This is a genomic window from Bradyrhizobium sp. JR4.1, assembly GCF_040548605.1.
Classification (GTDB): Bacteria; Pseudomonadota; Alphaproteobacteria; order Rhizobiales; family Xanthobacteraceae; genus Bradyrhizobium; species Bradyrhizobium canariense.
On record NZ_JBEPRY010000001.1, the window covers coordinates 1,079,916 to 1,105,264 of the forward strand.

At 65.8% G+C, this 25,349-nt stretch carries 19 protein-coding genes and 1 tRNA gene; 8 read left to right on the forward strand and 12 right to left on the reverse strand.

Features of this window, described 5'->3' with window-relative positions; all coding sequences use genetic code 11:
• Positions 1-42: 42 nt before the first annotated feature.
• Positions 43-1,761 (reverse strand): heparinase II/III family protein, encoded by a 1,719-nt coding sequence (locus ABIB90_RS05190; protein ID WP_354200390.1) that lies wholly within the window; start codon positions 1,759-1,761, stop codon positions 43-45.
• Between the two features lie 156 nt (positions 1,762-1,917).
• A complete protein-coding gene (locus tag ABIB90_RS05195; RefSeq protein ID WP_354200354.1) occupies positions 1,918-3,264 on the reverse strand; it encodes an RsmB/NOP family class I SAM-dependent RNA methyltransferase in 1,347 nt (448 codons plus the stop codon).
• Positions 3,265-3,451: 187 nt separating this feature from the next.
• Between ABIB90_RS05195 and ABIB90_RS05200 the strand changes: the two genes are divergently transcribed.
• Positions 3,452-3,661, forward strand: a complete 210-nt coding sequence (locus ABIB90_RS05200; protein ID WP_088941367.1) for a DUF1674 domain-containing protein — start codon at positions 3,452-3,454, stop codon at positions 3,659-3,661.
• Positions 3,662-3,710: 49 nt separating this feature from the next.
• Here the strand turns inward: ABIB90_RS05200 and cysC are convergent, their stop codons facing one another.
• The 4 genes from cysC to ABIB90_RS05220 all read right to left on the reverse strand — a co-directional run bounded on the left by cysC (position 3,711) and on the right by ABIB90_RS05220 (position 11,219).
• Positions 3,711-5,609 carry an adenylyl-sulfate kinase gene (gene cysC, locus ABIB90_RS05205; protein WP_354200355.1) on the reverse strand — a complete coding sequence of 633 codons (1,899 nt, stop codon included), beginning with the start codon at positions 5,607-5,609 and terminating at the stop codon, positions 3,711-3,713.
• On the reverse strand, positions 5,609-6,580 hold the full coding sequence (gene cysD / locus ABIB90_RS05210) for a sulfate adenylyltransferase subunit CysD (protein ID WP_354127094.1): 972 nt from the start codon (positions 6,578-6,580) through the stop codon (positions 5,609-5,611). Before cysD ends, cysC begins: the two co-directional genes overlap by 1 nt.
• Entirely contained in the window at positions 6,577-9,048 is a 2,472-nt protein-coding gene (locus ABIB90_RS05215) for an FAD/NAD(P)-binding protein (RefSeq protein WP_354200356.1), read from the reverse strand. The genes cysD and ABIB90_RS05215 overlap by 4 nt, the downstream gene beginning before the upstream one ends.
• A 140-nt stretch (positions 9,049-9,188) precedes the next feature.
• On the reverse strand, positions 9,189-11,219 hold the full coding sequence (locus tag ABIB90_RS05220) for a methyl-accepting chemotaxis protein (RefSeq protein WP_354200357.1): 2,031 nt from the start codon (positions 11,217-11,219) through the stop codon (positions 9,189-9,191).
• A 252-nt stretch (positions 11,220-11,471) separates the two neighbouring features.
• On the opposite strand from ABIB90_RS05220, the gene ABIB90_RS05225 reads away from it, so the two are divergent.
• Positions 11,472-12,065, forward strand: coding sequence for a thermonuclease family protein (locus tag ABIB90_RS05225; protein WP_219681866.1), 594 nt, complete (start codon positions 11,472-11,474; stop codon positions 12,063-12,065).
• Between the two features lie 55 nt (positions 12,066-12,120).
• On the opposite strand, the gene ABIB90_RS05230 is transcribed toward ABIB90_RS05225, so the two are convergent.
• Complete coding sequence (locus ABIB90_RS05230) at positions 12,121-12,636, reverse strand: L,D-transpeptidase (RefSeq protein WP_007598677.1); 516 nt, start codon at positions 12,634-12,636, stop codon at positions 12,121-12,123.
• Between the two features lie 451 nt (positions 12,637-13,087).
• On the reverse strand, positions 13,088-15,034 hold the full coding sequence (gene acs / locus ABIB90_RS05235) for an acetate--CoA ligase (protein WP_354200358.1): 1,947 nt from the start codon (positions 15,032-15,034) through the stop codon (positions 13,088-13,090).
• 400 nt (positions 15,035-15,434) lie between these two features.
• Between acs and ABIB90_RS05240 the strand changes: the two genes are divergently transcribed.
• Positions 15,435-16,604, forward strand: a complete 1,170-nt coding sequence (locus ABIB90_RS05240) for a DNA topoisomerase IB (protein ID WP_354200359.1) — start codon at positions 15,435-15,437, stop codon at positions 16,602-16,604.
• 11 nt (positions 16,605-16,615) lie between these two features.
• Here the strand turns inward: ABIB90_RS05240 and ABIB90_RS05245 are convergent, their stop codons facing one another.
• A complete protein-coding gene (locus ABIB90_RS05245) occupies positions 16,616-17,071 on the reverse strand; it encodes an SRPBCC family protein (RefSeq protein WP_354200360.1) in 456 nt (151 codons plus the stop codon).
• Between the two features lie 101 nt (positions 17,072-17,172).
• Here ABIB90_RS05245 and ABIB90_RS05250 point away from each other — a divergent pair, with 101 nt between their 5' ends.
• Positions 17,173-18,267, forward strand: a complete 1,095-nt coding sequence (locus ABIB90_RS05250; protein WP_354200361.1) for an adenylate/guanylate cyclase domain-containing protein — start codon at positions 17,173-17,175, stop codon at positions 18,265-18,267.
• A gap of 81 nt (positions 18,268-18,348) precedes the next feature.
• Here the strand turns inward: ABIB90_RS05250 and ABIB90_RS05255 are convergent, their stop codons facing one another.
• From ABIB90_RS05255 to tsaD, 3 genes are read right to left on the reverse strand one after another with little or no spacing between them, the layout of a single operon-like run.
• Complete coding sequence (locus ABIB90_RS05255) at positions 18,349-18,762, reverse strand: EVE domain-containing protein (RefSeq protein ID WP_354200362.1); 414 nt, start codon at positions 18,760-18,762, stop codon at positions 18,349-18,351.
• Positions 18,763-18,764: 2 nt separating this feature from the next.
• Positions 18,765-19,745 (reverse strand): NAD(P)H-dependent glycerol-3-phosphate dehydrogenase, encoded by a 981-nt coding sequence (locus ABIB90_RS05260; RefSeq protein ID WP_354200363.1) that lies wholly within the window; start codon positions 19,743-19,745, stop codon positions 18,765-18,767.
• Between the two features lie 2 nt (positions 19,746-19,747).
• Positions 19,748-20,821, reverse strand: a complete 1,074-nt coding sequence (gene tsaD / locus ABIB90_RS05265) for a tRNA (adenosine(37)-N6)-threonylcarbamoyltransferase complex transferase subunit TsaD (RefSeq protein ID WP_354200364.1) — start codon at positions 20,819-20,821, stop codon at positions 19,748-19,750.
• A gap of 164 nt (positions 20,822-20,985) precedes the next feature.
• Here tsaD and ABIB90_RS05270 point away from each other — a divergent pair, with 164 nt between their 5' ends.
• The 4 genes from ABIB90_RS05270 (at position 20,986) to ABIB90_RS05285 (ending at position 25,048) form a co-directional block, all read left to right on the forward strand.
• Positions 20,986-21,732 carry a uroporphyrinogen-III synthase gene (locus tag ABIB90_RS05270; protein WP_354200365.1) on the forward strand — a complete coding sequence of 249 codons (747 nt, stop codon included), beginning with the start codon at positions 20,986-20,988 and terminating at the stop codon, positions 21,730-21,732.
• Positions 21,733-21,797: 65 nt separating this feature from the next.
• Positions 21,798-23,039: a COG4223 family protein gene (locus ABIB90_RS05275; RefSeq protein ID WP_354200366.1), complete on the forward strand. Its 1,242-nt coding sequence runs from the start codon at positions 21,798-21,800 to the stop codon at positions 23,037-23,039.
• 36 nt (positions 23,040-23,075) lie between these two features.
• The gene (locus tag ABIB90_RS05280) at positions 23,076-24,872 is read left to right on the forward strand and encodes a heme biosynthesis HemY N-terminal domain-containing protein (protein WP_219681863.1); all 1,797 of its coding nucleotides are present in this window, start codon (positions 23,076-23,078) and stop codon (positions 24,870-24,872) included.
• A gap of 100 nt (positions 24,873-24,972) precedes the next feature.
• Positions 24,973-25,048 (forward strand) — tRNA-Thr (locus tag ABIB90_RS05285).
• Positions 25,049-25,349 lie beyond the last annotated feature (301 nt).

The window sequence follows — 25,349 nt, forward strand, 5'->3', positions numbered from 1 at the left end:
GATCGCTTTCACAACGTTCAGATCGGGCCGAATCACATGCGTCTACAGCGGAAGTTCCGGCTCCCGCCGCGCATTTCTGCGGGCATTCGTGACTGCCGGCGAGGCGCTGGAGCGGACAAAACTCCAGCGGATCGAGGGCGCCTGCCGCGCATCCTGGCGGATCACGATCTGCGCGGTGCGGCGCGGGCCGTCATTGCCGGCCAGGGACACGCTGTCCTCGAGCTCCACCTTGTCGTCGAGCGCCTCGAAGGTCCAGACGTCGCGGTTCGGTAGCACCAGCATGACGCCGCGGGCGTCGGACAGCCGGCTCGCCTTCACCGCCGGGTGCAGATGGAATCGCAGCGCGAAATCGGCATCCGGACCCTTGAAGCGTCCGCCTTGCGGCGGCGACAACGTGTCCTCGCCGTCGATGCGCGCGCCGTCATTGGCGATCATCAGCACGCGGCGATGGATCGCGCCGAATTTTGTCAGGTAACCGTCATGCGACGTCGTGAGCAGCGTGCCGTTCTGCACGATTTCGCGATAGCTCTCGACCTCGACGGGGCCGCTGGTGACCGGAGCACCGTGCAAGAGCCGCTTCATCGCCGACATTTCCACGAACTGGCATGACGAGGTGTCGTGATAGGTCAGCGTCGAATGCGCCGCCGTGCCGCGTGCGAACGGCCGCCAATTGTCGCGGCCCGTGGCCGGCATGCCGCAATTGGTGACGATGCGGCTGATGCCGGAGGACAGTTCGAACGACAGGCAGCCGGCATGGGCGTCGTGGCTGACGCTGGCTGCCGGCGGCGGGCCGGTGTCGATGATCAAAGTGGTCTGGCCCGCATCGAGGCGCTGGAAACCGGTGTGCGGCATGTTCGACATCGGCGCGCCGTGGGTGTCGTCATAGGCAAGCAGCGTCGCGAGCAGGTCCGAGGGCGTCGCGCTCATGCCGTTGAACAGCGCGAAATTGCCGTCGCCGTGGCGGAAGAAGCGCAGCATCGGCATCATGCGGTCGATCGCGTTGAGCAGCGCGGGCGGCGGCGCGATATTGCGCGCGGCAAAGGTCTGCCGCAGCGGCAACAGGTCGATCAACAGCTCGATCAGCGCGCCCGGGTTGCGCGAGACATGGCCGCCGTCGGGCAGGATCTGCCGCTGCAATTCATCGGAGAGCTTTTTCGAGGTGCTGCGGATGTGACTTGCCTGGTTGGCGAGGCACAGCGCCGCATAGCACAGCGCGATCAGCACCTGGAGCTTCGGCACTCCGTCGGGGATGTTGACCATGGTGTAGCGCAGCAAGCGGATTTCGCGCGCCAGCGCGCGCAGATAGCGGCGGTAGAATTTGTTGTCGGTGTCGTTGAGCACCAGCGGCGCCTGCGACAGCAGGGAGATCACGCGCCGCGCCAGCACGTCGGCGCGTCGCGCGACGGGACGGCGCTTGCTGGCAGGGTTGCCGATCCAATCTTCGATCAGCGAGCGCGCATTTGCGCGCGTCAGCGCGGTGTCGGCGGCGCGCAAATGGCGCAGCCAGCCGAAGCCGAGCAGCGCGACCTCCCAATCCTCCGACGGCGGCTCGAGATCGAAGATCGAACGACCGTGGCAGTTGACGATCTTGCCGGCGAAGACGAAGCGGCCGGCATAGATCTCGGCGGCGCGGGTCGCGTCTGCGGTACGCAGATCATGCGGCGCGATGATCAACCGGTCGGCGCGGCCGGGCCAGACCCGCGACAGGGCGACGGAACCGCCGCTCGCGCGCGCGAGCATGTTCCGCGCGAAGCGGTTCATCACCAGCGTCGAGATACGTCTGCGTTGAGCGACCGACACGCCTTGCCTTGATGGGGGAGAGGATTCCGACGAATCCTTATTAATCCCAAAATCGGACGGCCGACACCACCTTGAACGACGCGAATCAGCGCCGTGGTTGCAAAATCCAGTGCAAAATCAGGATTTAACGAGCCGGGCCGCGAAAAATCCGTCGAGCCCGCCGAGCTTGGGATCGGCGTTCGGCAGATGGCTGGGCAGAGTGCGCAAATCGCCCTCGCCGGTGACGATCTCGCTGAGCCCCGACACCTCGGACGCATCGATCGGGACCCGGCGAAGCCCAGGCTCTGCGGCCAGCAGCGCGGCGACCGCATGCTCGCCCTCTTCGGGTTCCAGCGAGCAGGTACAGTACACCAGCGTCCCGCCGGGCTTGAGCAGCGGGACCGAGTTTTGCAGCAGCCTCCGCTGGAGCACGGTCATTGCTGCGATGTCGGATTCCTGACGGAGCCAGGAGACATCGGGGTGGCGGCGGATCGTCCCGGTCGAGGTGCAGGGCGCATCGATCAGGATGCCGTCGAAGCCATCGGCCGGACCCGCCCATTCCGCGGCGTCGGCGACGACAGTCTCGGCCTGGAGCGACAACCGCGTCAGATTCTCACGCAGCCGCGCCACCCGGGCAGGCGAGCGGTCGATGGCCGTGACATGCGCACCGGCCTGCGCCAGCTGCGCGGTCTTGCCGCCGGGAGCGGCGCAGAGATCGGCGATGGATTTGCCCTTGATGTCGCCGAACAGCCGGGCCGGCAGCGCAGCGGCGGCGTCCTGCACCCACCACTGTCCTTCGGCGAAGCCGGGAAGCATGGTCACCGCGCCGTGCAGCACCGTACGCACCGATCCCGTTGGCAGCACTTCGCCATGTAAGCGGCTCGCCCATTGCGCGGCGTCCGACTTCACGGTCAGATCCAGCGAAGGATCGTGGCTGAGCGCGAGCGCCATGTCCCTTGCGACCGTCTCGCCGTAATGCGCGCTCCAGCGCGCGACCATCCAGGGCGGCAGGTCCAGCGACTGCGCCGCAACCTCGTCCACCAGCGCCTTGCCCTCGCGGGCGCAGCGGCGCAGCACGGCGTTGACGAGGCCGGCATAGCGCGCGGCGCGCCGGTCGGATTGCACGAGGCGAACGGAGAGATCGACGGCCGCGTGATCGGGCACATCCATCCAAAGGATCTGGGCAGCGCCGATCAACAGCGCGCTCTGCGCGCGCGGCGCGTCGGAGGGAATGCCCTTGTCGAGCAAGCGGGACAGCACATGGCCGAGCGTGCCGAGCCGGCGCAGCACGGTGGCGACCAGGCGGCGCATCAGCGCGCGGTCGCGATCGGGGAGCGTCTTCAGTCCGGGATGGGCGCCGCTGCCGTCGAGCTGCTCGTCAAGAGTGCGGTGCTTTTGCAGCACGCCGTCGACGATGTCGGCGGCAATCCGCCGCGCCGCGAGACCGGGCACTTCGGATGGAGGAGCGAAACGTTGAGAAGGCATGCGGAAACAAGGTTCTGAGCGAGCGGCAGTTCGCCGTAATGGGCGCATGCCTTGAGAAGGCGATCTCTGGCACGCGAATATGCCAAATGTAAGAATCGCTTCCGGGTTTTTCAGCCCTTTCGGAGCCATTTCAGGAATGCGTTATTGGGCGTCGCGCCGCGGGCCGTCCCGCGCTAGAAAGCCGACGATGAGTGACCAGCCTCCCGTTTCCGACCGCAAGCAGCTCACACCGGCCGCCCAGCGTGCGCTGGCCGAGGCCGAAGCGCGCCGGCAGGCTGCGGCAGTCCGAGCCAAAAACGACGGCCAGGCGACGCCAAAGGAGTTGCAGGGGCCAAAAGGACCCGAACCGACCCGCTATGGCGATTGGGAGCGCAAGGGCATCGCTTCCGACTTCTGAGCTCTGTGCCGGCCGCCCGGATGATGCCGGGCAAGACCGGTCCCGGCCGCTACAGATAATCATGCTCCCGGAGATAGCGGATGATGCGTTCGCAGGCCGCCTCGGTTGACAGTTCCGAGGTGTCGATGGTGATCTCCGGCGCCTGCGGTGCCTCGTAGGGATCATCAATGCCGGTGAAACCCTTCAGCTCCCCTGCCCGTGCCTTGCGATAGAGTCCCTTCGGATCGCGGCGCTCGCATTCGGCGAGCGGGGTCGCGACATGGATCTCGATGAACTCGCCTGCCTCGACCCGCTGGCGGGCCAGCTCGCGCTCGCTGCGGAAGGGTGAGATCAGCGCGACCAGCGCGACCATGCCGGCATCGACGAACAGCGCTGCGATCTCCGCGACGCGCCGGACGTTCTCCATCCTCTCCGCACTGGAGAAGCCGAGGTCGCGATTGATGCCGTGGCGCAGATTGTCGCCGTCGAGCAGCGCGGCGTGGCGTCCGAGTTCGGCAAGCCTGCGGTCGACGAGATCGGCGATCGTCGATTTGCCGGCACCGCTGAGGCCGGTGAACCAGAGCACGCAGGGCCGCTGCTGCTTCAGCCGTGACCGCACGGATTTATCCACCGCAAGGTGCTGCCAATGAATATTGGTGGCCGCCCGCAGCGAGAGGTCGATTATCCCCGCGGCAGCCGTGCGGTGACTGATCGGATCGACGAGAATGAAGCTGCCCATGTCGCGGTCGTCGCGATAGGCCTCGAACACCAGCGGACGGTCGAGGCTGAAATGGACGTAGCCGATCTGGTTGGCATCGAGCGTGGCGGCGCTCTCCAGCGCCATGGTGTCGATGGCGATACGGTGCTTGAGCGTCGTGATCACCGCGCCGGTCGAGGCCGTGCCGCATTTGAGCAAATAGCGCCGGCCCGGGACCATGGCCTCGTCGTCGAACCAGACGAGATGGGCGGCCAGTTGATCCGAGATCAGGGGCGCGGGTCCTGCCGTCAGCACGTCGCCGCGGCTGACGTCGATCTCGTCCGCCAAAGTCAGCGTCACCGAATCGCCCGCCACAGCCCGGTCGCGCTCGCCGCCGGGTGTGAGAATGCGCGCGACTTTCGTGCGACGGCCCGAGGGCTGCACGGCGATGCTCTCGCCGGTCGCGATCGTACCGCTGGCGATTCGCCCGCAGAAGCCGCGAAACTCCGCATGAGGCCGGTTGACCCATTGCACCGGCAGCCGGAACGGCCGCCGCGAGACGTCGCCGGCAACGTCCACCGATTCCAGATAGGCCGTGACGGTCGGCCCGGCGTACCAGGGCATCCGCGCGCTCGCGGCGACGATGTTGTCGCCGTCGGGCGCAACGACCGGGATGCACTGGACCCGGGAGATGCCGAGTTGACCGGCCATGGTCAGATATTCGGCGGTGATGGCCGCGAAGCGGTCCCCGTCGAAGCCGATCAGATCCATCTTGTTCACGGCGAGCACGACGTGGCGGATGCCGAGCAGCGACAGGATGTGGCTGTGGCGCCGTGTCTGCGTGATCACGCCCTTGCGGGCGTCGACCAGCACCACGGCGAGATCGGCGTTGGAGGCGCCGGTCGCCATGTTGCGCGTATACTGCGCATGCCCGGGCGTGTCGGCGACGATGAAGCGCCGCAGTTTGGTGGCGAAGAACCGGTAGGCGACGTCGATCGTGATGCCCTGCTCGCGCTCGGCCTGCAAACCGTCGACCAGCAGAGCGAAATCGAGATCGCCACCGGCGGTGCCGGACGTTTTGCTTTCCGAGGCGAGCGCGTCGAGCTGGTCGTCGAGGAGCGTCTTCGAATCGTAGAGCAGGCGGCCGACCAGCGTGCTCTTGCCGTCGTCGACGCTGCCGCAGGTGACGAAACGCAGCGTCGGACGATCGTCGTCCTGTTCGAGCCGCGGCACGTCGGTTGCGGCGATCGTGGGGGCCTCGTGATAGGACATCAGAAGTAGCCCTCCGCTTTCTTGCGCTCCATCGATGCGGGACTGTCCCGGTCGATCATGCGTCCCTGCCGTTCCGAGGTGCGTGATGCCATCATCTCCCGTACGATCTCGGGCAGAGTTGCCGCCGTCGAGATCGTCGCGCCGCTGAGGGGATAGCAGCCAAGGGTGCGAAACCTGACGGAGCGCCACCGCGGCTCTTCGCCTGCAAGCAGCGGCATCCGTTGATCGTCCACCATGATCAGCGCGCCGTCGCGCTCGACCACCGGGCGCCGAGCTGCCAGATAGAGGGGAACGATCGGGATGTCCTCGAGCAGGATGTAATCCCAGACGTCGAGCTCGGTCCAGTTCGACAGCGGAAACACCCGCATGCTCTCGCCGGGCGCGAGCATCGTGTTGTACAGGCTCCACAGCTCCGGCCGCTGGTTCTTCGGATCCCAGCGATGCGCCGCGCTCCGGTGCGAGAACACGCGCTCCTTGGCGCGCGACTTCTCCTCGTCGCGTCGCGCGCCTCCGATTGCGGCGTCAAAGCCGTGGAGGTCCAGCGCCTGCCGCAATGCCTGCGTCTTCATGACGTCGGTGTAACGGGCCGAGCCGTGGGTGAAGGGATCGATGCCCTGGTTCAATCCGTCGTCATTGGTATGGACGATCAGATCGAGGCCGAGTTCGCGTGCGCGCTGGTCGCGAAACGCGATCATCTCGCGGAACTTCCAGGTCGTGTCGACGTGCAGCAGCGGAAAGGGCGGCTTGCCGGGATGAAATGCCTTCATCGCCAGATGCAGCAGCACGGAGGAGTCCTTGCCGATGGAATACAGCATCACAGGCTTGCGGAATTCGGCCACGGTCTCCCGCAGAATGTGGATGCTTTCCGCCTCCAGGCGCTGGAGATGACTGGTAACGCTGTGGCGCGCCGCGGGTTGATCGGAGGCGCCGCGCACTGGCGCCTCTATCGCGGAATCGATCTGAGCGGTCATGCGGCCGTGCCCAGGCGGTCGCCGAACAGGCGCATCGCCGTGTCGGCGTCCAGTGAGAGGTCATCGACGCAGGCCGCGACCGAGGCGCGGTAGATGCCGTTGATGTCGTAGCGTTCGATGACCGCCAGCTGGGCATCGCTCAGCGACGCCGTCTTGCGGCCGCGATAGCGGTAGGCGGTGTCCGATCCATGAAGGCCGACGACGGTGTAGACCTTGGGCTCGCTGAGGAAGGTGACGCCCGAACCCTTCGATTCGATCTGCCCGCGCTCCCGCCAATCGGTGACGGCGCTCTCGGTGAAGCGGGCGCCGAGGCCGAGCCGGTCGAACAGCTTTCGCACCGAGCCGGTCGCGTCCTTGCTGGCTTCATAGACGTAGCGGGTGACGGCCACACCCTGCCGCCTTGCGTAGCTTTCGACGCGAAGGGCGTTCAGCGTGGAGATGACGTAGTTCTGGATCAGCCGGTCCTCCGGAACGCGGTCCGACCATTTCTCCAGCCACGATGCGAGTGAGCTGGCGGGATCGCGGTCGAGCATGATCATGTGGAGCTTGTCTGCCGGCCAGCCGGCCTCGATCAATGGCAGCAGCGGCAGGAACAGGCTTTCGGCCAATACATAGGGCCCCGCCATTTCCTTGCTGAAGACGTGCGGCTGCTCCGCCGCGACCGGCACGGCCCAGGGCTCCCCCGCGTTTCCGACGAGACGATGGCGCAGGATTGCCTTCACCGGCTGGAAATAGGAGGGCATCCCGGCGACGCCGAAGAGGTTGGTGAGCGCTGTCGAACCTACGCGGCAGCGGCCCCACGCGCAGTAGAGCGTCGGGAAGTCCTCCGGAGCCCAGTGCCGGAACGCCTCGCCAAGGCAGTCCCTCACCTCCCACATCAATTCGTCCAGCGCGGCGGGCCGCGTCTGATACTTGCCGTCCGGCGCGAGCACCATGGTATCGAGCGAAGGATCGTCGCGGCGGACCAGATCGGCAAGGCGGTCGGTTTCTTCGACTGACGTCGTGATGGTGCTCATCTTCGGACCTTTCGGGTTGAGGATCGAATCGACCACGATCTGTGCGCGGCGCATGTTGACGTCGACAGCGGCGGCGTAGAAGTGTGTACCCTTGGTGGGGCCACCGACCGCATAGATGTTCGGATGAGGTGTGCCGTGGCGGTCGTGGACACGACTGTCGTCGTAGCCGCAGCGAATCCCGCCGAGCGCGTCGAAGGCGATGAGCCCCTGTCGCTGCATGTCCTGATAAAGCGGGCTGGCATCCGGCCGGTAGGACGGTCCTGTCGCATCGACGACGCAATCGACGTCGTGATGATCGCCCTCGCCCAGGATCGCGCGAAATCGGCCGTCAATGGCGGTCACCCTGCGTAGCCGGGCGCGCGCCGAGAGCCTGCCCGACCGCATCAGGTCGCGGATACGGATCGCGTTCTCCAGCGGCATCGCCGAACGGTTGCGAAGCCAGCCGGAATTATAGAGGTCCATGAAACGCATCTTCTCGGCATCGCTCATCCGGCTCCAGGCGTCGCACATCACGTCGATGACGCTGACGAGATAGGAGTGGACGTTGAGATCGCCGGTTTCAGCTCGCAAGATGTTGCGCTCGAGATCGCTCAGTGCGTCGCCATCGACGTTCCGGCATGACAGGTCGCAGCGAATCCCGGTGGTCTCCAGCAGCAGTTCGGACAGACGGGCGGCAAAGCCGTCGGCCTCGATCCGCTCACGGCTGGTCACATAGCGATGCAGCGCGTCGCGGAAGTCGTTCGTGGTTGCGGGAACAGTCGCCGGCTGCACCGTGGGAAACAGGCCGCTTCTGGAGAGGCAAGTCATCCTGACGGCTTGGTGGGTCTTGGCCAGCGCCGTTGCAGTGTCGACCGCGCTGAGCCCGCTTCCGAGGATCCCGATCTCGAAGCCGTCGCGGTCCGCGAAGGTGAATTGCGCATAGGGATCGCGGATATAGTTCGGGTTTCCAGTGAGACCGTAGTGATCGTCGGGCGCATTGTGACCGGTGCAGAGGACCAGCAAAGACGAGATATGCGTGATGTTGCGGTCGGTCGTCAGCAGGACATCGCGATCCGGCGAGAGCCGCATGCCGGCGATTTCGGCATCTTCGACATGGACGGACAGACCGGCGCTGCGGCATTGAGCGATCGCGGCCAGTCGCACTGTGTCGAGATAGTCCCTGTAGACCATCCGCGGCAGATGCTTGTTGCCGTGGCAGCTGAGGCCGCGGACCCGAAGCCAGCGCAGAAACTCCTCCGGATCGCCCGGACGGATCGACATCGTCGACGCCTTCATGTTGAGCAGGTGACGATCGCTCTGCGTGCGATAGGCCGTCCCACCATCGAAGCCGGATTTATCGAAGAGCTGAATTCCGCTGATCGCGTGGTGGTCTCGTCCCGATGTGGCGAGCTCCGCCAGATGACGCAGGATCGTGATGCCGGTTGCGCCGCCGCCGACAATGCTGATGATCATCGCTCAATCCCCCATTTGCCATGTTTGACCCAGGCGCGAGCGGGGGCTCGGCGTGGGGGCCTCCCAAAGCCGTTGATTGATGGACGGGTCGGAAAGTGGCGTGCGGCCGGCCTCAGGTCGGCCGCATGATTTGCGGCGCCTCAGGCGGCCCGCACCGTGTCAAGGAACTTTGCGACCTCGTCCTTGAGGCGACCGCTCTCAGTCGAGAGCGAGCGCGCGGATGCGAGCACCTGCGTCGACGCCGAACCGGTGGCGCTGGCGCCGTGACTGACCTGGGCGATCTTGTCAGCGACCTCGACCGTTCCCTTGGCGGCTTCGCTGACGTTGCGTGCGATCTCGGCGGTTGCAGCCCCCTGCTCCTCGATGGTGGCAGCAATGGTGGTCGAGATGTCCGAAATCTTGGAGATGGTCGTACCGATCTCCTTGATGGCGCCGACGGAATCTTGCGTCGCGGTCTGCATGCCGGCAATCTGTGCGCCGATCTCGTCGGTGGCACGCGCGGTCTGGGCCGCGAGTGCCTTGACCTCGCTGGCCACCACGGCAAACCCACGGCCGGACTCGCCGGCGCGTGCGGCCTCGATGGTCGCATTGAGCGCCAGAAGGTTGGTCTGCTCCGCAATCGCAGTGATCAATTTGACGACGTCGCCGATCCGGCCTGCGGCCTTGAGCAATTCATTGATCCGGGCGTCGGTGCGCTCGGCCTGCTGCACCGCCTCGCCGGCGATGCGGCTGGAATCATGGACCTGACGGCCAATCTCGACGACCGATGCGCTCATTTCCTCGGCAGCGGATGCTACGGCTCCGACGTTAGCGGATGCTTCCTCTGAAGCTGCGGCCACCATTCCGGAAAGCTGCTCGGTCTCTTCGGCCGTTCCCGACAGCGTGCCGGCGGCGGATTCGAGCTGCTGTGAAGCGATCGAAACCGAGTTGACGATGCCGCCGACCGCATCCTCGAACGCGTTGGCGAGCCTCATCATCTCGTTCTTGCGTCGGGCGGTCGCTGCGGCCTCCTGATCCTTCTGCTCGGCCTCCATCTGCTCGATGCGGATCAGATTGTCCTTGAACGTGCTTGCCGCACGGGCATTGTCGCCGACTTCGTCGCCGCGGGAGGTGTAGGGAATCTCGACGGCCTTGTTGCCTCCGGCGAGCTGCAGCAGCACGTCGCCGATGCGGCGGATGGGCCGGGCGATGCTCAGCACCGAAAATAGCGCCGAGCCGGCCAGGACCAGGATCACGAGGACGCCGACGATCAGGCTGACTTGGGTGGCCTGCTCCAGCGCGGTGACGAGCTGGGTCTGCCGCAGAGCCATAAACTCATTGTTGGCGGCGACCAGCTTGTCGACACGCGTCGTGATTTCCCTGGCGGCCGGAAGCACCCGCTCGTCGAAAATGCGCCTCTTCGCTTCCTCCGCCTTCATGACTGTGCCGGTTGCCGCCTTGTAGCGCCCCGCGAGCCCGGCGAGCGCGTCGATTCCATCAGCGATATCCTTGTCGCCGGCGGACTGACGAACCTGCTTGAGAACGCGGATCATGGCGTCGGCCCGTCCGGCGATATGGTCCTTCTGCGCGACGTCGCCGGTCGCCGTGAAATGCCAATCGGCCGCGCTGACCGCCTTGAACAAGGCGTCGGCTTCGCGCAACGCGACCTCGACGTTGAGGTGGTTCTGCGATGCGACGAGTGCGGACGACGCCAGCAGTTTCTCGATAGCCTTGTTCCAGGCCTCTTCGATCTGGTTTGCTGCGGCGAATTCGGTGACGGCGGTGCGACGTGCCTCGCCAAGATCGTTGCCGGCCTTCAGAGAGGCCTCGAGCAGGATCTTGACCTCGCGGCAGAGCTCTTTGGCTTCGGCGCGCCTGGACCGCTCCAATGCTGCGTCCATTTCGGTCGTGGCAGCGGCGATGGAGCCGCGCAACGTTTCAAGATATTTGCCGAGACCCTCGGCTGAGGATGCGGATCCGATTTCGGCTATGGCGAGGCGTGCCCGGGTCACTGCGAGCTCGGCCCCCTGGGCATTGGCCTTGTTGGCGGTGTTGATGACCACCAGCCGGCTCAGGTCCGCGATCTGCTCGTTGCGGACGAGCTGGTTGGCAAGCATGCCACCGACGAGAAGGACCCCCGCGCTCGCGGTCAATCCGAGCTTTGTACCGATGCGAAACTTGAACGATGCCATGCTTGCCGCTCCCCCACACGCATACCGAGTACTCGACCTTAATACTAAACAACGGCTGAAGATCAAACTCCGTACAACTACAGGAGGTATCGATTGGAGAGTGCTCGGAACAGCGTGGCGCGCATAGGTGCGATTCTACGGAGCAACGTTCCGGACCTCCGCGACCACGATCAGGCGACGGACCACCAGGTCGGCATCCGATGGTGTCTTGAAGGTGCCTTGCCGGCTTCCCCGACTCAGCCCTAGCCTGCAATGATGCGTTTCCAGGATCGTCCCAATGCCTATCGGCCGCAGTTCGGCGGCTCGCCTTTCGGTCGCCGTTTCTCGGGGCTGTTGCCGTGGATGTTCGTGGTCGGCGTCGTGGTGGCGATCGCGCTCACCTTTCGGCATGGGCCGAACTGGCCCGTTCCGCATGGCGCCGACGGCCGGTCGCAGGAAGCCGAGATCATCCTCCAGCAATCTGGCAATGCCGATGCTCGCCAGCCCGTCGACGTCATCCGCACCATCGACGGCGACACCTTTCTCGCGCGCGTGCATCAGCAGGGTGGCCGCGACCTCGTCGCGCGCGTTCGCCTGCGCGGCATCGATGCACCCGAGATGAAAGCCTCCTGCCAGGAGGAACTGGACAAGGCCGAAGCCGCGGCCCGCGCATTGCGCGATCTGCTCGGGCAAGGTGGCGTGACGATTACCAATCTCGGACCTGACAAATACGGACGCGTTCTCGCTGACGTCGCGACGAAACGTACGGCCAATGTCTCGGCGGCGTTGCTCGCCGGCGGCTACGCGCGGAGCTACAATGGCGGCCATCGCGACGGCTGGTGCGCGCGGAGTTGGCGCTTCTGGTGACAAAAAAGCCGCGTCGAAAGACGCGGCTCTTGCCGTCTCACCCCGATGCCGGCGATCAGCGCGTCACGACCACCGTGGTGCCGACCGAGACGCGGCTGTAGAGATCGGTGATGTCGTCGTTGAGCATGCGGATGCAGCCATAGGAGACGAAGCCGCCGATCGAGCCCGGCACGTTGGTACCGTGAATGGCATATTCACCACCGGACAGCGTCATCGCCGCGACACCCATCGGATTGCGCGGTGAGCCGCCCGGGATAACGTCCGGGATGCTCGGCTTGTCGCGCTTCACTTCGGCAGGCGGCGACCAGGCCGGATTGCGGTACTTGCCGTCGATGCGGGTGGTGCCGGCCCACTGCTTGCCGGACTTGCCGACGCCGACCGGGTAGCGCACGGCGTGGCCGTTATCGAGGACGAGATAGAGCCGACGCTCGTTGGTTTTGACCACGATGGTGCCCGGCGAATAGTCGGCCAGGTGCGTCCCCACCATTTCCGGCCGCGCCTGCGCCGCCGTCGACATCAAGACCCCAGCCCCGACGGTGGCGGCCAGCGCCACAGCAATCCTCATCGACATCGATTTTCCCCCTGCCCCGAACGGACCGTCCAAAATTACGCAAAACCGGCAATCGCTGGCTCGCCAAGTCCTTGTTGCAAGTCCTTGTTAGGGGACATTCTTAACCGCGCTTGTTAACCGGATGGTTTCCACGCACGGCCGCCAAGGGCCAACCAGCAGGGGGAACAAAGGAAATGTTCGAAACAAAGTAAATGACCTGAAAACAACACTCGGCGGGAAAGATGCCCGGCCGCCGGGGCGCGGCCTGACAAGTGCGTGAGGATGTGAACGACCGTTGTTCGGGGGAGCGCTAACGCGGGGATGGGTCTCGTGTCCCGGACGCGGCGAAGCGCGAAGCGGTGCGACGGAGGGCCGGGACCCAGAAAGCCTCAGAGTTTGCTGTTGCATGGGCCCCGGCTCTGCAGCGCACCGCTAACGAGCGCTGCGCTGCGTCCGGGGCACGAGACCGCCTTTACGCCGACTTCTTGTTCTGCCGGTTCTTGACGAGGTCGTCGACCACGCCGGGATCGGCCAGGGTCGAGGTGTCGCCCAGGCTGCCCGGCTCGTCCTCGGCGATCTTGCGCAGGATGCGGCGCATGATCTTGCCGGAGCGCGTTTTTGGCAGACCCGGTGCAAACTGAATCTGGTCGGGCGAAGCGATCGGGCCGATCTCCTTGCGCACCCAGGTGACGAGCTCCTTGCGCAGATCCTCGGTCGGCTCGATGCCGGCCATCAGGGTCACATAGGCGTAGATGCCCTGGCCCTTGATGTCGTGCGGGAAGCCGACCACGGCGGCCTCCGACACCTTCTCATGCGCGACCAGTGCGCTTTCGACTTCGGCGGTACCCATGCGGTGGCCGGAGACGTTGATGACGTCGTCGACGCGGCCGGTGATCCAGTAATAACCGTCGGCATCGCGTCGGCAGCCGTCGCCGGTGAAATACTTGCCCTTGTAGGTCGAGAAATAAGTCTGCTCGAAGCGGGCGTGGTCGCCATAGACCGTGCGCATCTGGCCCGGCCATGACCGCGTGAGGCACAGATTGCCTGATGTCTCGCCGTCCAGCACGTTGCCGTCGGCATCGACGATCTCGGGCACCACGCCGAAGAATGGCTGCGTCGCCGAGCCCGGCTTGAGCTTCGTGGCGCCGGGCAGCGGCGTGATCAAAATGCCGCCGGTCTCGGTCTGCCACCAAGTATCGACGATCGGGCAGCGGTCGTCGCCGACGACGCGGTGATACCATTCCCAGGCTTCCGGATTGATCGGCTCGCCGACCGAGCCGAGCAGGCGCAGGCTGGCGCGCGAGGTCTTCTTCACCGGCGCGTCGCCGCTCTGCATCAGCGCGCGGATCGCGGTCGGCGCGGTGTAGAAGATGTTGACCTTGTGCTTGTCGATGACGTTCCAGAATCGCGAATTATCCGGGTAATTCGGCACGCCTTCGAACATGAGCGTGGTCGCCCCGTTGGCGAGCGGTCCGTACAGAATGTAGCTGTGGCCGGTGACCCAGCCGACGTCCGCGGTGCACCAGTAGATGTCGCCGTCGTGATAATCGAAGACGTATTGATGCGTCATCGCGGCGAACACGAGATAGCCCGCGGAGGTGTGCAGCACGCCCTTGGGCTGGCCTGTCGAGCCCGAGGTGTAGAGGATGAACAGCGGATCCTCGGCGTGCATGTGCTCGACCGGGCACTCGGTCGTCACCATCTTGGCGGCGTCGTGATACCAGAGGTCGCGCGAGGGATTCATTTCGACCGCGCCGCCGGTGCGCTTGACCACGACGACCCAGTCGACGCCGTCTGCCTTGGCGAGCGCCGCGTCGACATTGGCCTTCAGCGGCACCTTCTTGCCGCCGCGCAGGCCCTCATCCGCGGTGATGATCACCTTGGACTGGCAGTCGTTGATGCGCTGGGCGAGACTGTCGGGCGAGAAGCCGGCGAACACCACGGAGTGAATTGCGCCGATCCGCGCGCAGGCCAGCATCGCGTAGGCCGCCTCCGGAATCATCGGCAGGTAGATGGTGACGCGGTCGCCCTTCTTGACGTTCCGGGTGCGCAGGATGTTGGCCATCCGGCAGACCTCGTCGTGCAGCTCCTTGTAAGTGATGTGCCGGGATTGTGAGGGATCGTCGCCTTCCCAGATGATCGCGGTCTGGTTGGCGCGGCTGTGGAGATGCCGGTCGATGCAATTATGGGCGACGTTGAGAACGCCGTCCTCGAACCATTTGATGGAGATGTTGCCGGGCGCGAAGGAGACGTTCTCGATCTTGGTCGGAGCGTGCATCCAGTCGATGCGCTTGGCCTGCTCCGCCCAGAAACCGTTCGGGTCCGAGATCGAGCGGGCGTACATGTCCTTGTATTTGGCCTGGTCGACCCAGGCGCGCTTCACCCATTCCGCGGGGACGTCGTAGATCTTCTCGGACATGTTTCCCTCCACATACGGCAAGCCGAGCACAGACCACTGGCGAGCCGACTTGATCGTTGCACCGATTATGCGTCGGGCTAACCGGACCCGACAAGGTGCACAAGCTGGACCTTCGGCGAGCAGCCTGCCATGCGGAGGATCAAGCCGCTTCTTGCGACTGTCGCAGTTTTGAAACAGGGCAACGGGCGGCTTTCGGGTCTTTACCCAGATCGTCGGAATGGGCCCGCGCAGAGCGCCATGCACCCAGCAGAGGTATTTAGAAACCGTCTCTCACTGATTCGGGACTCGCAATGCGGTTCGGAACACCCTAAATGGCCAACCCGGGTCCAACGAGACCCCTTGGAACGAAAATCAGAACAGCGGCATTGACCGATAACAGACAGGGCTAAGGCATAAGACTATGATGGATCAGCAGAATCTCGGGACTTTGCGGCCCGCTTCAGCCGATCCTGCAGCCATTGCGCTAGCCAAAGCCCTGGGACAATGGCCGAAACCGGCCGGTTCCGGCCGCCCCAGCCCGAAAAAAGTGTTCGACGCGGCCCCTGGGGCAACGGTCGAGGCCCTTGCCAAGGAACTGGGCCTGCGGCTCGGCGACCAGAACGAGCTGACCATCCGCCGCATCAGGCGCGGCAAGGGCTATTCCTTCGTGCGGCACAACGGCGTCCACATCCGCGATCCCCGCACCATTCGGCGGCTGCATTCCATGGCGGTGCCGCCGGCCTATCGCGAGGTGCGCTACTCGGCCGATCCAAGCACGCATCTCCAGGCGGTGGGACGCGATGCCGCGGGCCGGCTGCAATATCGCTATCACGCCGATTGGGAGAAGGTCCGCGAGCAACGCAAGGCGCATCGCCTTGAAAAACTCGTCGGCGCGCTGCCCAAGATCCGGCGCAAGGTCTCGGCGTTCCTGTCGGGCGACGAGCCGACCCGCGAGTTCGCGCTCTCGGCCGTCATCGAACTGATCGCGCGCACCGCGATCCGCCCCGGCAACGAATCCTATGCCCGTCTCAACGGCACCCGCGGAGCCACTACGCTGCTGAAGTCCAACGTCTCGCTGGAAGACGACAGCTTCGTGCTGACCTTCAAGGCGAAGGGCGGCAAGGCCGTGCGCAAGGAGTGCGACGCCGCCAAGCTCGTGCGCGCCATCGGCATTTTGCAGGGCGTTCCCGGCAAGCGCATGTTCCAGTATCGCGATGCCTACGGCATCGTGCGTGCGGTCAGCACCACGCAGGTGAACGCGTTTCTGCGCGAGATCGCCGGCATCAAGATCTCGCTGAAGGATTTCCGTACGCTGATGGCCTCTGCGGTCGTCGTGGAATCGCTGTCGCGGATCACGCCCGCGACCAGCCAGCGTGGGCGCAAGAAGCAGGTGCTGGAGGCAATCCGCGGCGCTGCCGACCAGCTCTCCAACACGCCGGCGATCTGCCGCAAGAGCTATGTTCACGACACCATCGTCACGGCGTTCGAGGACGGCATCCTCGAACGCTTCGCCGCGACCATGAAGGGCCAGCGCTCGCAGGCCAGGCGCGAGCAGCTTTTACAGCAGGTGGTGGCGACCGCGGCGGTCTGACCTCGGCGTCGTTACGCCTTGTTGGAAACGCCGTTGTCGGGACCGGGATCGCTGCCCGCGGCTGCGGTCGTGAGCCGTCCCAGATAATGCGCCCATCCCGTCGCGTGGGCGGCAGCCTGTTCCTCGGTCGGCAGCCCGCTATGGGTCATGCGCAGCAATGTGCCGCCGTCGCGTTCGATCAGGTCGATCTCGATCAGGCTCGAACCGGGCGGCACTTCCTGGCCGCCCTCCCATCCAAACGTGTAGGCGAGCCGATGCACCGGCACGACTTCGCGGAACGCGCCGCGGGCGACGCCGCCGCGAGGGCCGATGCCTTTGAGCAGATATAGCCCGCCGGGATGCGGCTCCGTGGTCGCGTCGGACCCCATCCAGCTCAAAATCTTCTCGGGGTCGGTCAGGTAAGCGAAAACGGTGGCACGTGGGGCGGCAATCTGGGTCTCGCGTCGCACTATGAACGGTTCGGTCATCGGCGATCATCCCTGGGCTGACACTGGGACATGGCGGCGCGCGAGCGGCCCGTCAAGGATTGCCCGTGACAAAGACGGCCTGGCATCGTCATGATCGGGCCATGCACCTCTCTCCGACGCTCTCTTGGCTTGTCGATGCCGCCGCCGATAGCGCCGGGGCCGACCGCCTGCTCGCGGACCTCGGCGCACATCTGGTCGCCGACGGCGTGCCGCTTGCGGCAGGCAGCCTGACGCTCGAGGTGCCGCATCCGCTGATCGCGAAGCGGACCTGGTTGTGGCGCGCAGAGAACGGCCGGGTGATCGAAGCGCTCGGCTTCGCACCAGGCGGCCGCGCGCCCGACCCGCCCAACGATGCCGGCCGCCGCTGGCTGCGCGACATCGCGGACGGTGAGGTGCACGAAGATTTGGTCGGACGGCCTGACGGGCCGTTGCTCGGCTGGATCGGGCCGCGTCCGTTCACCGCAGACGAGACCGAGCAATTGCGCCAGGCCGCGCGTTTCGCCGCGACGCCCCTTGCGGTGCTTGCCGCGCGTGCCACGTTGTGCGCGACGTTGGATGCTTATCTCGGCAAGCGCAGCGCGGAGCGGGTGCTGGCGGCACCCCTGCGGCGCGATCTCGGCGAGACCATACAGGCCGCGCTGCTCTATGCCGATCTGCGCAACTTCACGCTCCTGTCGGAAACCAATCCGCCTCCCGACGTCATCGCGGCGCTCGATGCTTGGTTCGATCGGATCGCCGGCGCGGTTCACGCCTTCGGCGGCGAGGTGCTGAAATTCATCGGCGACGGCGTGCTCGCGATCTTTCCGGTGGTCGGGGCGTCACCGCGCCAAGCGTGCGATGCAGCTCTGCGTGCCGCGAGCGCAGCCGAAGCCGGGATGGCGTATCTCAACGCGGAGCGCCGTGCCCAAGGTGTGCCGCCACTCGCGTTCGGGGCGGCGCTGCATCTCGGCGAAATGCTGTGGGGTAATATCGGCGCCGCCAACCGGCTCGATTTCACGGCGATCGGCCCCGCCGTCAATCTCGCCAGCCGGCTCGAAGGATTGTGCAAGCCGCTCGGCAGAACCGTGCTGGTGTCGGGCGCGCTCGCCGCCGAGACGGACATGCCTCTGATCGCGCTCGGATCACATTCGCTGCGCGGCATTGCCGCGCCATGCGAGGTGTTTGCGCTGCCGGAGACGCGAACTCCGATATCGTAGCCCGCATGAGCGTAGCGACATGCGGGATCGCAGCAGTAGTCCCGGATATCGCTTCGCTCATCCGGGCTACAGTGCCTAAGCCTACATCCCACCCATCTTGCAGACGAGCTTCCATTCCTCGGCCGTCACCGGCTGCACCGAGAGGCGCGAATATTTCACCAGCGCCATGTCGGCGAGCTTCTTCTCGGCCTTGATCGCCGCCATCGTCACCGGAATCTTCAACGGCTTGTCGGCCTTGATGTCGACGCAGACGAATTTCTCGGTCTTGTCGGTCGGATCGGGGTAGGCTTCCTTGACGATCTCCGCGATGCCGACGATCTCCTTGCCCTCGTTGGAATGATAGAAGAACGCCTTGTCGCCCTTCTTCATGGCGACGAGGTTCTGGCGCGCGGTGTAATTGCGCACGCCGGTCCAGGCCTCGCCCTTGGAGCCCTTCGCCACCTGCTGGTCCCAGGACCACACCGATGGTTCGGATTTCACCAGCCAGTACGCCATGTTCATTCCTCTGCCTTGAAAGGTCGCGTCATGAGCCCCGAGATCGCGGCGTCGATCGTGCTTCTGCCGGTCAGGATCGATGCGACGGCTTCCGATACTGGCATTTCGATGTTTTGCGAAGCCGCGAGCTCGATCAGGACCGGCGCGGTGAATTCGCCTTCGGCAAGCTTACCGGCGGGCGGCTGATCGCCGCGGCCAAGCGCCAGGCCGAGCGCGAAATTGCGCGATTGTGGGCTCGAGCAGGTCAGGATCAGATCGCCGAGGCCAGACAAGCCCGTGAGTGTTTCGCTGCGTGCGCCGAGCGCGCGGCCGAGGCGTGTCAGCTCGGCAAAGGCGCGGGTGGTGAGGGCGGCCTGGGCGGAAGCGCCGAGCTTGCGCCCGACCGCGATGCCGACCGCGATCGCCAGCACGTTCTTGGCGGCGCCGCCGATCTCGACGCCGCGGACATCGGTGGAGTGATAGGGCCGGAAGGTCGTCGAGCCCAGCGCCTGCACCAGGCTGTTGGCCAGCGCTTCGTCCCTCGCCGCCAGCGTGACCGCGGTCGGCAGACCACGCGCGACATCGTCGGCAAAGCTCGGGCCCGACAGGATCGCCGGCTGCGCGTGGGACGCGGCCTCGGCGATCACGTCGGTCATGAATTTATGGGTGCCGTGCTCGATGCCCTTGGCGCAGGCAATGATCGGCACCGGCTTTTCCAGGTGCAAGGCGAGCATGTTGACAGCACCGCGCAGATGCTGCGCGGGCACCGCGATCAGCAGCATGTCCGCCTGCGCGGCGAGGGCCAGATCGCTCGTCACGACGATATCCGGAGCAAGCCGCACGCCCGGCAGCCGCGGATTGTCGCGGCTCAATGCGATTCGCGTCGCGTGCTCGGGATTGCGCGCCCACAGCGTCACGTTCCGTCCGGCCCGAGCCGCCACCATCGCCAGCGCCGTGCCCCAGGCGCCCGCGCCGATCACCGCAACCGATTGGAACGCTGTCATTGCTAGAATCCCGCGCGCGTCTTGCCGTATCCGGTCGGTGCCGTCGCGTTCGCATCGAGCAGCCAGCGCGCGCGAGGCTGTGCTTCCATCGTGTCGGTCATGCCGAGTGCGAGACGTTCGGCGCCGGCCCAAGCGATCATTGCACCATTGTCGGTGCAGAGCGCCGGCGGCGGCATGATCAATTGTGTTCCGGCTTTCCTCGCAACGTCATGCAGCGCGTCGCGGATCGCCTGATTGGCGGCGACGCCGCCGGCCGCCACAAGCGCGCGCGGTGCGCCGAACTGCTCGCGGAAAAGTTTGAGACCTACGCTCAACCGGTCGGCGGTGGAATCGAGCACGGCAGCCTGGAAGCTCGCGCAGAGATCGTTGACGTCTTGCGGTGTGATCTCGGCCAACCGGCTTGCTTCGTTGCGCACCGCCGTCTTCAATCCCGATAGCGAGAAGTTGGCGTCGGGGCGTCCCTGCAACGGCCGCGGAAACGCAAATCGCGCGGGATCGCCGCTCTTCGCCGCGCGCTCGACCTGCGGTCCGCCCGGATAGGGCAGTCCCAGCATCTTCGCGACCTTGTCGAAGGCCTCGCCGATCGCATCGTCGACGGTGGTGCCGAGCCGCACATACTGGCCGACGCCGGTGACGGCGACGATCTGGGTATGGCCGCCCGAGGCGAGAAACAGGCAATAGGGAAATTCGAGTGCGTCGGTCAGGCGCGGCGTCAGCGCATGCGCCTCCAGATGGTTCACCGCGACCAGCGGCGTGGCGTGCACCATCGCGATCGCCTTCGCGGTGGTGAGCCCGACGATGACACCACCGATCAGCCCCGGCCCCGCCGCGGCGGCGACACCGTCGAGCTGGGCGAAGTCGATGCCGGCCTCAGTCATGGCGCGGTCGATGATGCCGTCGAGCAGGTCGACATGGGCGCGGGCCGCGATCTCCGGTACCACCCCGCCGAAACGGGCATGCTCCTCGACCTGCGACCACACGATATTGGACAGGATCTTGCCTGTGCCGTCAGGCGCACGCTCGATCACCGCCGCGGCGGTCTCGTCGCAGGTGGTTTCGATGCCCAGTACCAGCATTGGCGAATTGTTATCCAATTTGCGCCCTTCTCACCCCCCTTGCGCTCATCCGCAAAGCAGAGTTCTGGTACGTCCGGTAGCATTCCGGGGTCGGCCAACGCAATCGTCACGCGCGGCCGTTCCTCGTGAAAGCGCCACCGCCACGTGGTTCGGGAACACAAGCGATGTCCATTCTTGTCACACGGCCGCATCCCGACAATGAGGCGACGTCGGAAAATCTGCGTGCACGGGGTCATGTGGTGCTGCTCGCGCCGGTGCTCAAGTTCGAGCCGGTCGCCTTCCATGCCGAGAGTGAAACGAGCTACAGCGCCGTCATCGTCACGTCGGCCAATGCGATCCGTGCCGTCGCGCCGCAATTGCAGGACCTTGGTCTGCTGGAGCTGCCGCTGTTTGCCGTCGGCGAGCACACGGCCGCCGCCGCGCGCGATGCCGGCTTTGCCGAGGTGATCGTCGCCGGCGGCGACGGTACTGCTCTGCGCGACAAGGTGATGCAGAGCGCGCGCGACAAGCGGCTGAAGAAAAAGGGCACGTTGCTCTATCTCGCGGGCGCGGATCTGTCGCGCGACCTCGGAGGCGAGCTGAGCGCCGAAGGCTTCAACGTCGTCACACACACGACCTATCGTATGGCGCCTATCAAGCTGTTGCCGCGCGATGTATGTGAGCGCTTTGCCGCCCATGGGATCAGGGCGGTGCTGCACTACTCCCGGCGCAGTGCGCGGGCTTTCCTGGAGGCCGCGCGGGGCGAAGGCGTCGAAATCTCGGCTCTGGCGATCCCGCAATGCTGCCTGTCCGAGGCCGTCGCCGGCGTGCTGCGCGAGGCCGGTGCCTCGCAGGTTCTGGTGGCCGCGACGCCGGACGAAAATGCCTTATTTGACACCTTGGAGCGTGCTTTGCGTACCCGTTTGGCGTAAGAGGTCGGGCCGAATCCGACGCAATCGGGTCCGTTTAGGGCATGTAAGTGTGAGGAACCGTCACGATGGCCGACGACAAGCCTGAAGACGCAGGATTGGCTCCCCAGTCCGGCCGTGCCAAGCGGACTCCGCCCACCATCGACCTCGAGGCAACCGAAGTCTCGACCCAGCCGCAGGAGGTGGCGGGCGAGCCTGAGGCAGCGACCCAACAGGCCGCGCATGAGCTGGCCAAGTCCGAAGAGGACAAGTCTGAAGAAGCCAAGTCCGAAGAAGCTAATGCCGAGCCGCAGCCCGAACCTGCCGCGGAGGAGTCTTCCGTTGCGTCCGCATCGGTATCGCCGTCGATTTCGCCTTGGGTTATCGCGCCGTTCTCCGGCGCTGTCGCAGCCGCAATTGTGATCGCGGTCGGCTGGATGCTGGGCTGGCCCGCCGTGCAGGCACCGCCGGCTGCCCCGCAAGTGACGGGCGCAGCCGTCGACGCGCTAAGCGGACGCATTGCCGCGGTCGAAGCCAAGGCGGGCAAGCCTGCCGCCGATCCGGCCATGGTGGCGCGGATCGATGCGCTGGAGAAATCCGCAACGAGCCTGCGCAGCGACATCGCCAATCTGCGCGCACAGTCCGACAAGACCGCGGGCGCCCTCAACGACGCGAAATCGGCGCTAGGCGCTGCCGCGCCTGATGTTGCCGCTCTCAACGACCGCCTCGCGCAGCTCGAGCGTGCCAGCAAGACCGAACGTGCGGAACTCGCGCAGCAAAGCGAGAAGATCGCTGACGCGAAGACGATGGACGACAAGCCGCTGCGCCATGTGGTGGCGGCGGCCCTGCTCGACGTCGCCGTTCGCCACGGCGACGCCTACGAATCGCAGCTCGCCGCCGCGCGGTCGCTGGCAGCAAAGCCGGATATGCTGAAGCCGCTCGACACCTTTGCATCGTCAGGCATTCCGACGCCGGTCGCGCTCAGTCGCGAGCTCCTCAACATCGTGCCGAAATTGTCGCCGCCAGCGGAAGCTCCGGCCAGCGGCACCGGCATCGTCGAGCGCCTTCAGGCAGGGGCGTCAAAACTCGTCCGCATCGAGCGGACCGACGGGGTCGGCAACGATCGCGGCGCCATCGTCGCGCGAGTGACGGCGGCTGCGTTGCGCAACGATTTCGTCGAGGCACGGCGCGAGTTGAAGACGCTGCCCGAGGCCGATCGCGCACCGGCGCAAGCCTGGCTCGACAAGGCCGATGCCCGTGACGCGGCGCTCGCCGCCTCACGCAAATTCGCCGACGGCGCCATGGCGGATCTCGTCAAGCCTGGTCAATAAAGGTTCGCGCAACAATCAGCGCGTATAGGGATCGTCATGCTTCGCATCGTCCTCTTCCTCGTCCTGATCGCGCTGGCGGCGGCCGGCGCGGCGTGGGTTGCCGATCAGCCCGGCGACCTCGTCCTGACCGCGGGCGCTTTCCGCGCCACAACGACGCTTCCCAGATTTGTGTTCTTGCTTGGCCTCTTTGCCGCGGCAGTCGTGCTGGTCTGGAGTCTGCTGACGATGGCCTGGCGCGCTCCGGGGCGTCTGCGCCGCCGTCGTCACGAAAAGCGCCATGCTCGCGGCCGCCACGCCATCACCCACGGCCTGCTTGCGATCGGCCATGGCGACACCGCGCTTGCTCGTCGCCACGCCGATACCGCGCGGCGGCTGGCCGCAAACGATCCGCTCGCGCTTCTCCTGCATGCGCAATCGGCGCAACTCGAGGGCAATCGCGACGAGGCCCAGCGCGTCTTCCGTGCCATGGCCGAGCGCGAGGACACGCGCCTGCTCGGCCTGCGCGGCCTGTTCATCGAGGCGCAGCGCGCCGACGATGCGGTCGGCGCCGTGATGATCGCCGAGGAAGCGATCAAGCTGTCGCCGTCCTCGACCTGGGCCTCGCATGCGGTGCTCGGCTTCCGCTGCGCGCGCGGCGACTGGAGCGGCGCGCTCGCGATCCTCGATTCGAATCTGTCCGCGGGCCTGATCGACAAGCAGGCCTATCGCCGCCAGCGCGGCGTGCTGCTCGCCGCCCGCGCGCTGGAATTGGAAACGATGGACCGCGACGTCGCGCGCGAGAGCGTGATGCAGGCGGTCAAGCTCGCGCCGACCCTGGTTCCGGCCGCGGTGCTCGCTGCAAAATTCGAGAGCGAGGCGCATCAGGTGCGCCGCGCCATGAAGCTGGTGGAAACTGCCTGGCTCGCCAATCCGCATCCTGATCTTGCGGATGCCTATGCGCATGTGAAGCTCGGCGATTCCGCGCGGCAGCGCTTGCAGCGGGTCGAGACGCTCGCCGCCAAAATTCCTGCCGACAAGACTGGTTATGTCGAGGGCCAGCTGGCGATCGCGCGCGCCGCGATCGATGCGTCCGAGTTCGCCCGTGCGCGCGCGGTGCTGGCGCCTTACGTCAACGATCCGACCCAGCGCGTGGCGCTGCTGATGGCGGAGATCGAGCGCACCGAGCATGGTGACGGCGGCCGGGCCCGCGCCTGGACTTTGCGCGCGGTGCGCGCCCGCCATGATCCAGCCTGGACCGCGGACGGTTATGTCAGCGATCGCTGGCGTCCGGTTTCCCCGGTCACCGGTCGCCTCGACGCGTTCCAGTGGCAAACGCCGGTCGCCAGTCTTCCTTCCAACAGGGGCGCGATGATCGAATCCTCAGCCTTCGAGGAAGCCATGCTGGCGGCTCCGCCGCCGAAGCGGGTGACGGCGGCCCCGAGCGAAAGCCCGGCGGAACCGGCTGTCATGGCGCCGGATCCGGTGCCTGCTGCGCAGGACAATTCGCCGCCTCTTGAAGCCAAGGAGGACGCCAAGGAAACCACCGAGGAAACTGCCAACGAAGCGGCAAAGGGAGAGCCGGCCGCGCCAGCCGAGCCGGTCAAACCGGCCCCTGAGATCGCCGAATCATCGCCGGTAGCCGCGACGCCGGTGTTCCGGACCCGCGCCGACCTTGGCAAGCCCACGCAAGCACCTATTCCCGCCGTCATCCCGATCGTCCGCGCCCCGGATGATCCCGGGATCGACGACGAGGGCCCGAGCGATGAATTTACGGAACAAATCGGCACGCCCAGGGACCAAGCAAAGGCCCAGGCCGGCGGCTGGCGCGGATTCTGGTCTCGCTGGGGCGGCTGAGCGGCATTTGGGAGCCGGCTCCACCTTGCCAATTCGGGCCCCGCCCGATATCACGAGCGCGCGTATCGGGACCGGCCTCGCGCGGGCCCCGGCAGGGTTCGCCGCAATAGCTCAGTTGGTAGAGCACGTCATTCGTAATGACGGGGTCGGGGGTTCGAATCCCTCTTGCGGCACCAGCGCCCCAGTGTCCAGACCGGAGACATAGGTAACAGGTCGTACCTAAGACATGGGTGACAACCTCGTGCCGAACGGGTTGTCGAGGGGTATCAAAGTCGTTTACTCCAAAGTCGATCCAGTTTGAGGCCGCTGGTCAGCGATCTGCTGTGTTCCGGCGAGACGCATCCATGGCCTGGCCATTGTTGCTTGGCTCGCGCTGTCGCCGTCAACCCCGCGCGTGCCGCGCCCCTGTGGGCTTCGGGGGTTGACCGCGACAGCGGAGCAAGCAAAGGGCCTGCCATGCCAAGAATGCACGAGAGC